This is a genomic window from Actinoplanes sp. NPDC051537 (assembly GCF_055586105.1).
This window is the reverse complement of record NZ_JBVJIU010000041.1, coordinates 1-9,575: the sequence shown is the minus strand read 5'-3', so window position 1 is coordinate 9,575 and position 9,575 is coordinate 1. Positions and strand designations below refer to the sequence as shown.

The following is a 9,575-nucleotide window of genomic DNA, read 5'->3' as shown; positions in this document are numbered from 1 at the left end:
CCCTCCCCCCCCCCCCCCCCCCCCCCCCCCCCCCCCCCCCCCCCCCCCCCCCCCCCTCCCTCCCCCCCCCCCTCCCCCCCCCCCCCCCCCGCTGCCGTCCGTTCCGACGCACCCAGCCGGGCCGCCTGCTTGGGCGCCGCGCGCCGCTCCGGGCCGTCTCAGCCTCTTTCGCCGCCGTCCCTGAACGGCGTGATTGAGCCGCTCCGGTCGATCCGGCGTTCCCCACCACTCCGCTCGGCTGCCCTTTGCTCTGCTTACCAATACGCGCATCCGGGCGGCCTCGTAGGCGATGAAGAATTCGTGCGTCCCCCGCGCACATTTCCTCCAAGATCTAACCGGCTGCCCTAGCACTCAGGCCGGCCCCGCACCCGAGCCAGTCCCGCCCGTGAATTCGGCGGCGCCCGGAGAGCAGCCGCGGCCGCCTGACCAGCGCTTCCGGGCCTGTCGCACGCCCGGAGCCTCACCGTCAGCCGCGCCAGTCCCGCGCGCTGCCTGTCCCGCGCGCTGCCTGTCCCGCGCGCTGCCTGTCCCGCGCGCTGCCTGTCCCGCGCGCTGCCTGTCCCGCGCGCTGCCTGTCCCGCTCGCCGCTGGTTCCGCCCGCCGCCAGTTCCGCCCGCCGCCAGTCCCGCCCTCCACTGGGGGAGCCCCCGCTGGTCATTGTGGTGGGAAAAAGCGATCTTGGGCGTAACGGAACCGGCGGCCTGTGGACAGGCCGCCGTTGTGGAAAAGCGAAACGCGAACGCGAAGTGTGCTACTCGTCCGCGAGGCGGGCCGGGAAGCCGCCTGTCGCGATCGGCCCCCAGCGCTCGATGCTGACGCGGATCAGCGATTTGCCCTGCTTGCGCATGGCATCGCGGTACTCGTCCCAGTTCGGGTGCTCGCCGGAGATCACCCGGAAGTACTCCACCAGCGGCTCCAGGGCCTCGGGCAGGTCGAGCACCTCGGCCACGCCGTCGACCTGGACCCAGGGCCCACCGAAGTCGTCGGACAGGACGCACACCGAGACCTGTGGGTTGCGGCGTACGTTCGTGGCCTTGGCCCGGTCGGGGTAGGTCGAGATGACGATGCGGCCCGCCGTGTCCACGCCGCACGTGTTCGGTGACGCCTGGGGGCGGCCGTCCCGGCGGGTGGTCATCAGGATCGCGTGGTGGCGCGGGCGCACGAAGTCCAGCAGGGCCTCGCGGTCGACGTCGGTGTTGGTGGCGATGGTGCGGGGCATGCGCGCTCCTCCTCAGGCCTGGGCCGCGGCGTCGACCGGGATCGCGCCGGGGTCGCCCTCGGCCTGGACGGCCGCGATGGCGGCGCCGATGATGCCGGCGTTGTTGAGCAGGGTTGCCGGGACCATCGGGGTGCGGATGTCGATCAGCGGGAAGAAGCGGTCGGACTTCTTGCTCACGCCGCCGCCGATGATGAACAGGCGGGGGGAGAGCAGCATCTCGACGTGGCGCAGGTAGGTCTCCACCCGGCCGGCCCATTTCTCCCAGCTCATGTCCTCGGCCTCGCGGGCCCGGTCGGACGCCTTGACCTCGGCGTCCTTCCCCTCGATCTCGAGGTGGCCGAGCTCGGTGTTGGGAATCAGCACGCCGTCGAGGAAGAGCGCGCTGCCGATGCCGGTGCCGAAGGTCAGCATCATGGTCAGGCCGGGCTGGTCCTTGCCCGCGCCGAACGCCACCTCGGCCACGCCGGCCGCGTCGGCGTCGTTGAGGACCGTGACCGGCTTGCCGAGCCGCTCGCTGAACAGCTTTGCGGCGGGGGCGTCGAGCCAGGTCTTGTCGACGTTCGCCGCCGTACGCGTGACGCCGTCGACGACGACGCCCGGGAACGTGATCCCGACCCGGTCGAAGTCGTCGAACTGGGCGGCCACCTCGGCCACCGCCTCGACCACGCTGGTCACGTCGCTGGGCTGCGGCGTCGGGACGCGGTAGCGCTCCGCCAGCAGCTCGCCCCGCACCGTGTCGACCGGTGCGCCTTTCACCCCGGAGCCGCCGATGTCGATGCCGAGAGTGGCCATCCCTGTTTCCCGTCTCCTGGTTCGCCGATGTACCCCGCTGTTTACCACGTGCGGACGACATCAAATCCTGCCCGGGCTACTCCCCGTCCCGCACGGATAGGCCGTTCGACGTGAATGACTCATACTTTCGGCTAGGCGTGGCTAGTCTTTGTGGTTAACGTGGAAACACGGAACGGTCGCCGCGTGCGGGCACGGCTCTCTGCCCGCTGATGGAGGACCACAGCATGACCCAGACCCAGCAGTCCGTGGCCGAAAGCGCCTCCGACCTGCTCACCCACATGACCTCGCTGCCGGCCGGGCACCCCTCGCGGCGCGTGCTGCGGGACAATGCGATCGAGGCGTGGCTGCCGCTCGCCCGCCACCTCGCGAACCGCTACTCCGGCCGCGGCGAGCCCACCGACGACCTCATCCAGACCGCCACCGTCGGCCTGATCAAAGCCGTCGACAAGTTCGACCCCGAACGCGGCGTCGACTTCGCCGGCTACGCCATCCCCACCATCATCGGCGAGATCAAGCGGCACTTCCGCGACCGCACCTGGAGCGTCCGGGTCCCCCGCCGCCTGCAGGAACTGCGACTCGCGATCACCGAGGCCAACAGCACCCTCACCCACAGCCTCGGCCGCAGCCCCACCGTCGCCGACATCGCCGCTCACCTGCAGGTCACCGAGGAAGACGTCCTGGAAGGCCTCGAAGGCGCCCGCGCCTACAACGCCACCAGCCTCTCCACCCCGATCAGCGCCGACGGCACCACCGAGCTCGGCGACACCCTCGGCGGCGAGGACCACGAATACGAGCTCGCCGAAACCCGCGTCGCCCTCGGCCCCGCCCTGGCGACCCTGGACGAGCGCGAGCAGAAGATCCTCACCCTGCGCTTCTACGGCAACCTCACCCAGTCGCAGATCGCCGACCAGATCGGCATCTCCCAGATGCACGTCTCGCGCCTGCTGACGCGAGCCTTGGCCAAGCTCCGCACGGAGCTGGATGCCACCTTCTAGTCACCCGCCCCAAGGTCCCGGTCGGCCGCCACCGGCCGGGACCGCACAGAGGAGCCCCGGAGCAGCAGCTCCGGGGCTCCTCGTCGAGAAGGGCCTAAGACGAGAAGGGCCTAACGAGAAGGGCCTAAGAGGCGCCTGAAGCGCGCCAGTTCAGCTGGACGAGCAACTGGCGGGCCTGGTCGGCGACCTCGGCGTCGGAGGTCACCGCGTACTGGCCGGCCTGCAGTGAGCTGCGGGAGGCGAAGTCGCGCCGCCCACCGGTCGCCGCGTGGGCGATCGCGCCGAAGATCGCACCCCAGGCCGCCCCGATGAGCAGGCAGACGAAGATCACGGCGAACCAGTTCGAGTCGCTGAACAGGCCGAACAGCAGTCCCACGAACAGTCCGAACCAGGCGCCGGAGGCGGTTCCGGCCATCGCGGCGCGGGCCGTGGTGAGGCGGCCCAGCACGTTCTCGACCAGGCGCAGGTCGGTGCCGATGATGGCGGTGCGCTCGACCGGGAACTTGTTGTCGGAAAGGTGGTCGACGGCCTGCTGGGCCATCGCGTAGTCGGGGTAGGTGCCGACCACGACGGTCGGCACGGCGGGCGCCGCCAGGTTCTGGCTGGGCAGCGTCGGCGTCCCGGCGGGTCCCGGCGGGACGGTGGTCGACGCCGGAGCGGCCGACAGATCGGGCTCGGGCGCGGGGCCGGGCACGGCGCCGGGGCCGGGAACCGAGCCGGGGCCGGGGGCGGTGGGCGTGGTGTTATCGGGGGTGGTCACTTCTTCGTGCCTCTCTTGAAAAGGGGTGCGTCGACGGCCACGCGTACCCAGATCAGGAACGCGGCGGCCACCACGGCGGCGCAGCCGGCCGAGCCGGTCAGGAAGACGAAGCGGCCGGAGACCAGGTCGGGTGAGACGCGCTCGGACATGACCGCCGAGACCAGGCCCAGCACCGCGGCGGCGCCGGTCACCACCGAGACGGCGAGCAGCAGGAGCACGCTGAACCTGCTGACGTGCTCGGCGGTGGCGGTCGCGCGCAGGCGCCACAGCCGTACGCCGAAGGACGCCAGCGCGGACCAGGCGAGCACGAGCAGGACGGCGGCCACCGTGTCGCTCGGCCGGTGCCACTCGGCCCACACCGTCGCGACGGCGATGACGGCCACGTAGGCGGCGCCGATCAGGGCGACCATGCCGCGTACGGCCGAGGGAAGCACGAGGATCAGCGCGAACGCGACCGAGGCGGCGGCCGCGGTGTGCCCGCTCGGGAACGAGTTGGGCGCCGGGAAGTCGTCGAGGTCGGGCCGCTCGAGCCGGGTCTTCAGCAGCTGGCAGCTCGCGTTCGAGCCGAGCACCAGCACCGTCGCCGCGATCGCCAGGTCGATGCGCTTCCGCACGATGCCGATCGCGGCGGCGACCACGCAGACGAGCACCACGCTCACCAGGGTGGTGCCATTGAGCGTACGGCTGAGAATCTCCACCACCCGGGGATGGTGCACGTCGCCGCCGCGCATGGCCGCCGTGTCGACCAGCTGGCCGAGCGAGGTGCGGATGAAGACGACGTACGTCGCCACGACCCCCGCGGCCGCGAGCAGCGCGACGGCGAAGGGCAGCAGAACGTGGCCGGCGCCCCGGTCGGACGAGGCCGGCGCGCGTCGCGAGGACGTCTGCTTTCGGGACGTCAGGGCCGTCATCGGCGGGAGCCCTCCTGCGCGTGGGGACTAAAGCGTGGGGACTAAAGCGTGGGGACTGAAGCGTGGGGACTGAGGACGGTAGCCGTTTGCCCAACCGAGCACTTTTTCAAGCGCGCCGTGAGCGCACTGCATCCTAAGTCTCAGAAGTGAGCAACCGGCGCACCCGCCCCGCGTGGCCGCTGTGCTACCGATCCGCACCCGCCATCGCTCTTGCCCCGCAACGCGCCACCGAGACCTTCGTACGGACCGTCAGGCCGATCCGAAGGGACTCTTCATGGGGCTCAACACCCGACTGCTCGCCGGGCCATTGCTGGCGCTCGCCGCCGGCGCGGGACTGGTGGTCGCGCCGGTCGCGGCCGAGGCGGCCGGGGTGACGGCGACCGTCAAGGTGGGCAGCACGCTGAAGACCCGATCCGGGCCGTCGCTGTCCTCCCGGATCACGGGCACGCTGCGCAACGGTCAGAAGGTCACCACCGTCTGCCGCGTCACCGGGCAGTCCATCCGCGGCTCGGTTCGCACGTCGAACCAGTGGGATCGGCTCAGCAACAACTCGTACGTCACCCACGCGTACGTCAACATGAGCCGGACGCTCCCGCTCTGCGCGACCAAGTCACCGCAGGCGGCCCCGGTGAAGGCGAAGCCGAAGCCGGCCGCGCCCGCCGTCACCTACAAGGTCGGCACGGTGCGCAGCGCCGACGGCGCCGTCAACATCCGCACCGGCCCGGGCACCACCTTCCCGGTCAAGCGCGCGGTGACCACGGGCGCCACCGTGCAGGGCGTCTGCGGCGTGGTCGGCTCGATGGTCACCGGGACCGTCCGCTCGACCACCCAATGGAACCGGCTCACCGACGGCGGTTACATCTCGCACGCGTACGTCCTGACGCCGACCCTGCACCTGTGCCCGGGCGCGTCGACCACGCCGGTGACCGGCCCGTCGATCACTCCGGACCAGTTCCTCGCGGCCGCCGTCCCGGGCGCGCAGCGGGGGTGGCGCGAGTACGGCGTGCCGGCCTCGGTCACCATCGCGCAGGCGATCCTGGAGTCGGGCTGGGGCCGCAGCGGCCTATCGACGACCGACAGCAACTACTTCGGGATCAAGTGCCAGGGCACGAGCTACGGCACGCTGGCCAAGGGCTGCCACGTCTACAACACCACCGAGTGCGACAAGGCCGGCACCTGCTTCCCGACCTCGGCGAGCTTCCGGATCTACGCCGGCATGGCGAACTCGTTCCGCGACCACGGCAACTTCCTGAAGGTGAACAGCCGCTACAAGCCGGCCTTCGCCTACACCAAGGACGCGAACAAGTTCATCTGGCAGGTGTGGAAGGCCGGGTACGCGACCGACCCGAACTACTACACCAAGGTCACCACGCTGATGGCCTCGTACAACCTCTACCAGTACGACATCTGGAAGTGAGTTTCCCTCGCCCCCGTCGGCCGATCCCGCCGACGGGGGCGATTTGCGTATTACGCTCGCTTTGGTGAGGTTGGTGAAGCTCAGTGGGCCCGTGCTGGCCGCGGGCGTGGTCGTCGCGGGGCTGGCCGCCACCGCGCTGATCGTGGCCGGGCTGCGCGCCAACCAGCACGAGAACGCCGAGCGGGTGATGGACCAGCGTGCCGACATGGCCCTGGCCGCCGTGCACACCGAGACCGAGCGGTACGGCGCGCTGCTCGAGGCGACCGCCGCCGGCCTGTCCACCGACCAGAACCTCACCTGGGAGGACTTCGACGCGGCCACCGCCCCGCTCGCGTCGGCCCGGCTGATCGGGGCGGCCAGCGTCGCGTTCGTGGCGCCGGCGACCGACGCCCAGATCCCGGAGCTCCAGCGGCGGTGGCGGGCGCGCGGCTCGGACGGGCTCGTGCTGCAGCCGTTCGCGGGCGCGACGGCGGGCGGCGGCGAGCACTACTTCACGATCTTCACCCGGGGGCTGCGCGGGCTCGCCGCACCCGGCGGGCTCGACCTGGCCGCGGCGCCGGAGCCGACCCAGGCCCTGATCGACGCGCGCCGGATGAGCCGGCCGACGGTCTCCAACACGTACGTGCTGCTGCGGGACCGCAACCTGCCGGTGTCGCAGCAGCAGCATTCGTTCGTCTTCGCCGCGCCGATCTGGCCACGCAGCGCCGATCCGGCGTTCCGGGGCTGGCTCGTGCTCGGCATGCGCGGCCAGGAGTTCCTCAACGGGGTGCTGGCCACGGTCAGCCAGGGTCAGCTCGACGGCGAGCTGCGCGCGCACAACGACGACGGCACCCAGCCCGCGGTGGCCCGCTACTTCGTGCCCGGCGAGCCCGATCTCGAGCGGCAGGGCCTGCTGGACGTCGCCGACCGGGAATGGACGCTGATCACCCGGGCCGACTCCAAGATGCTGCCCGGCGCCCGCAGCGCGTTACCGGGCGCGGTGCTCGCCGGCAGCCTCGCCATCACCCTCATCCTCGCCGGTCTGGTGTACGTGCTGGCGACCGGCCGGGAGCGGGCGATGGCCGAGGTCGAGGCGGCCACGGCCGAGCTGAGACAGGCCGAGCGGGAGAGCCGGCGGCAGGCGGGACTGCTCGGTGCGGTGATGGCCAGCATCGGCGACGGGGTCGGGGTGGTCGACGAGAACGGGGCGTTCCTGCTGCACAACCCGGCGGCCCGGGACCTGCTCGGCACCGACGAGGACCCCGGCGACCTGGACGCCTGGCCGGCGCACTACGGGCTGTTCGCGCCGGACGGGCGCACCCCCTACCCGGTGGCGGAGCTGCCACTGGTGCGGGCGCTGCGGGGCGAGACGCCGGACGGCGTGGAGATGCTGGTGCGCAACCCGGCCCGGCCCGAGGGAATCCTGATCAGCGTCGACGGCCGGCCGCTGGATCCGAGCGCGGGGCAGCGTGGCGCGGTGGCGGTCTTTCACGACATCACCGAGCTGCGGCGGTACGAGACCGACCTCGCCGTGTTCGCGGGGGTGGTCGCCCACGACCTCAAGGGTCCGCTCACCGTCATCAAGGGGCACTGCGAGGCGGCCCTCGACGAGGGCGCCGGCCCGGCGACGCCGTCGCTCGTGCGGATCGAACGGGCCGTCGAGCGGATGAGCACCATGATCGACACCCTGCTCGCGTACACCACGGCCCGGGACGCGCCGCTCTGCTTCGAGCCGGTCGAGCTGTCGGTGCTGATCGCCGACGTGATCGAGGAGCGGGTCGGGTACCTGCCGGCGGCGGACCGCCCGGACGTCTTCGTCGGCCCGTTGCCGGTGGTGCGGGCCGACCCGGCGATGCTCCGGCACGTCCTGGACAACCTGATCGGCAACGCCCTGAAGTACATCCGGCCGGGCGCCGCCGCCCGGGTCGACGTGACCGCCGCGTCGGCCGGCCCGGGCTGGACCCGGATCGACGTGGCCGACCACGGCATCGGGATTCCCGACGAGGACAAGCCGGCGGTCTTCGAGAGGTTCCACCGGGCGCACGCCTCGGCCGGATACGCCGGGACGGGGCTGGGCCTGGCCATCTGCAAACGCATCGTGGAGCGCCACGGCGGGGAGATCGGCGTCGCCGACAACCCCGGCGGCGGTACGCGCTTCCACTTCACCCTGCCCTTGGAGGAGGACGTCATGAAGCTGCGGAAGGACAAGATCACCGACGAGGAGGCCCGCGAGAGGCTGGAGCGTGCCCTCGCCGAGCGGGAGGCGATGGAGAACGTACGCCTGCCCGGGTTGTCGGCCCTGCCGGCGGCCGACCCGTCGGCGCGCGAGTCGTCGGCGGCCCGGCTCCGCTCGCCGGTCCCGCACCATCACCCGGCCGAGTGACCAGGAAGGGCGGGCATGATGGTTCCATGAGCATTCCCGCCCTTCCGCTCGCCGGCGGACCCGCGATGCCGCTGCTCGGCTTCGGCACCTGGCAGATCCGCGGCGACGCGGCCTACCAGGCGGTCCGCGCCGCGCTCGAGGCCGGCTACCGGCACATCGACACCGCCACCATGTACGGCAACGAGGACGAGGTGGGCCGCGCGCTCGCCGACTCCGGCGTGCCCCGCGACGAGGTCTTCATCACCACCAAGCTGCCGCCCGAGCGGGCCGGCCGGGAGCGCGAGACGATCACCGCGAGCCTGCGGGCGCTGCGGGTCGACGCCGTGGACCTGTGGCTGATCCACTGGCCGCCGACGCGCGGCCGGTCGGTCGGCGTCTGGCGCGAGTTCCTGGCGGCGCGCGAGGCCGGGCTGGCCCGGGCCATCGGCGTCAGCAACTACGACCTCGACGAGATCGACGAGCTGGCCGATCAGACGGGGGAGCGGCCGGCGGTCAACCAGATCCGCTTCGGCCCGACCCTGTGGGACGAGCGGCTCGTCGCCGGGCACCGGTCGCGCGGCGTGGTGGTCGAGGGGTACTCGCCGTTCAAGACCACGAACCTGCACGACCCCGTACTGGTGAAGATCGCTTCGGAGCACGGCGTCGACACGGCGCGGGTGGTGCTGCGGTGGCACGTCCAGCACGAGATCGTGGTGATCCCGAAGTCGAAGTCGCGCGAACGCATCGAGACGAACTTCGACATTTCGGGCTTCTCCCTGACCGACGAGGAGATGGCCGCCGTCAACCGCCTGGCGCGGCGTTAATCACCAGGCGTTTCCCGCCCGATCCGCCTATTCTTGCTGCGCCATGTCTGTGTCTGTCTCCGCGCTGCGCACGCAGCTTGCCGATCTCCTTCCGCGCGACGAACGGCGACTTCAGCGCCGCTTGGACGGCACCCGCAAGATCAAGGACGAGGCGGCCCGCGACGCCGTCCTCGCCGAGATCGCGACCGAGGCCGCGCAGGGGGGGGGGGGGGGGGGGGGGGGGGCCTGGCCTTTGTTTTCGGGCTACCCTCCCCCCGCCCCTTTCGTGGGACCCCCGCCAGAGGAAACCCCCCCCACCCCCCCCCGCCACCCCTAC

The 9,575-nt window shown here is 71.9% G+C and carries 8 protein-coding genes; 4 read left to right on the top strand and 4 right to left on the bottom strand.

All coding sequences use genetic code 11. The annotated features are described in order from the left end of the window. Window positions 1–751: 751 nt before the first annotated feature. Window positions 752–1,219, bottom strand: a complete 468-nt coding sequence (locus ACZ6TB_RS48540) for a PPOX class F420-dependent oxidoreductase (protein WP_465568623.1) — start codon at window positions 1,217–1,219, stop codon at window positions 752–754. A 12-nt stretch (window positions 1,220–1,231) separates the two neighbouring features. Further along, a complete protein-coding gene (gene ppgK, locus ACZ6TB_RS48535) occupies window positions 1,232–2,011 on the bottom strand; it encodes a polyphosphate--glucose phosphotransferase (RefSeq protein ID WP_465568621.1) in 780 nt (259 codons plus the stop codon). Window positions 2,012–2,235: 224 nt separating this feature from the next. On the opposite strand from ppgK, the gene ACZ6TB_RS48530 reads away from it, so the two are divergent. Further along, window positions 2,236–3,006, top strand: a complete 771-nt coding sequence (locus tag ACZ6TB_RS48530) for an RNA polymerase sigma factor SigF (protein ID WP_465568619.1) — start codon at window positions 2,236–2,238, stop codon at window positions 3,004–3,006. Window positions 3,007–3,130: 124 nt separating this feature from the next. Here the strand turns inward: ACZ6TB_RS48530 and ACZ6TB_RS48525 are convergent, their stop codons facing one another. After that, on the bottom strand, window positions 3,131–3,673 hold the full coding sequence (locus ACZ6TB_RS48525; protein ID WP_465568641.1) for a general stress protein: 543 nt from the start codon (window positions 3,671–3,673) through the stop codon (window positions 3,131–3,133). Window positions 3,674–3,762: 89 nt separating this feature from the next. Beyond that, entirely contained in the window at window positions 3,763–4,677 is a 915-nt protein-coding gene (locus ACZ6TB_RS48520; protein WP_465568616.1) for a phosphatase PAP2 family protein, read from the bottom strand. Window positions 4,678–4,951: 274 nt separating this feature from the next. Here ACZ6TB_RS48520 and gsmA point away from each other — a divergent pair, with 274 nt between their 5' ends. From gsmA to ACZ6TB_RS48505, 3 genes are all read left to right on the top strand, one after another. Continuing rightward, window positions 4,952–6,094 (top strand): sporangiospore maturation cell wall hydrolase GsmA, encoded by a 1,143-nt coding sequence (gene gsmA, locus ACZ6TB_RS48515; protein ID WP_465568614.1) that lies wholly within the window; start codon window positions 4,952–4,954, stop codon window positions 6,092–6,094. A 64-nt stretch (window positions 6,095–6,158) separates the two neighbouring features. Continuing rightward, the gene (locus ACZ6TB_RS48510; protein WP_465568612.1) at window positions 6,159–8,456 is read left to right on the top strand and encodes an ATP-binding protein; all 2,298 of its coding nucleotides are present in this window, start codon (window positions 6,159–6,161) and stop codon (window positions 8,454–8,456) included. A 26-nt stretch (window positions 8,457–8,482) separates the two neighbouring features. Then, window positions 8,483–9,259 carry an aldo/keto reductase gene (locus tag ACZ6TB_RS48505; protein WP_465568610.1) on the top strand — a complete coding sequence of 259 codons (777 nt, stop codon included), beginning with the start codon at window positions 8,483–8,485 and terminating at the stop codon, window positions 9,257–9,259. Window positions 9,260–9,575 lie beyond the last annotated feature (316 nt).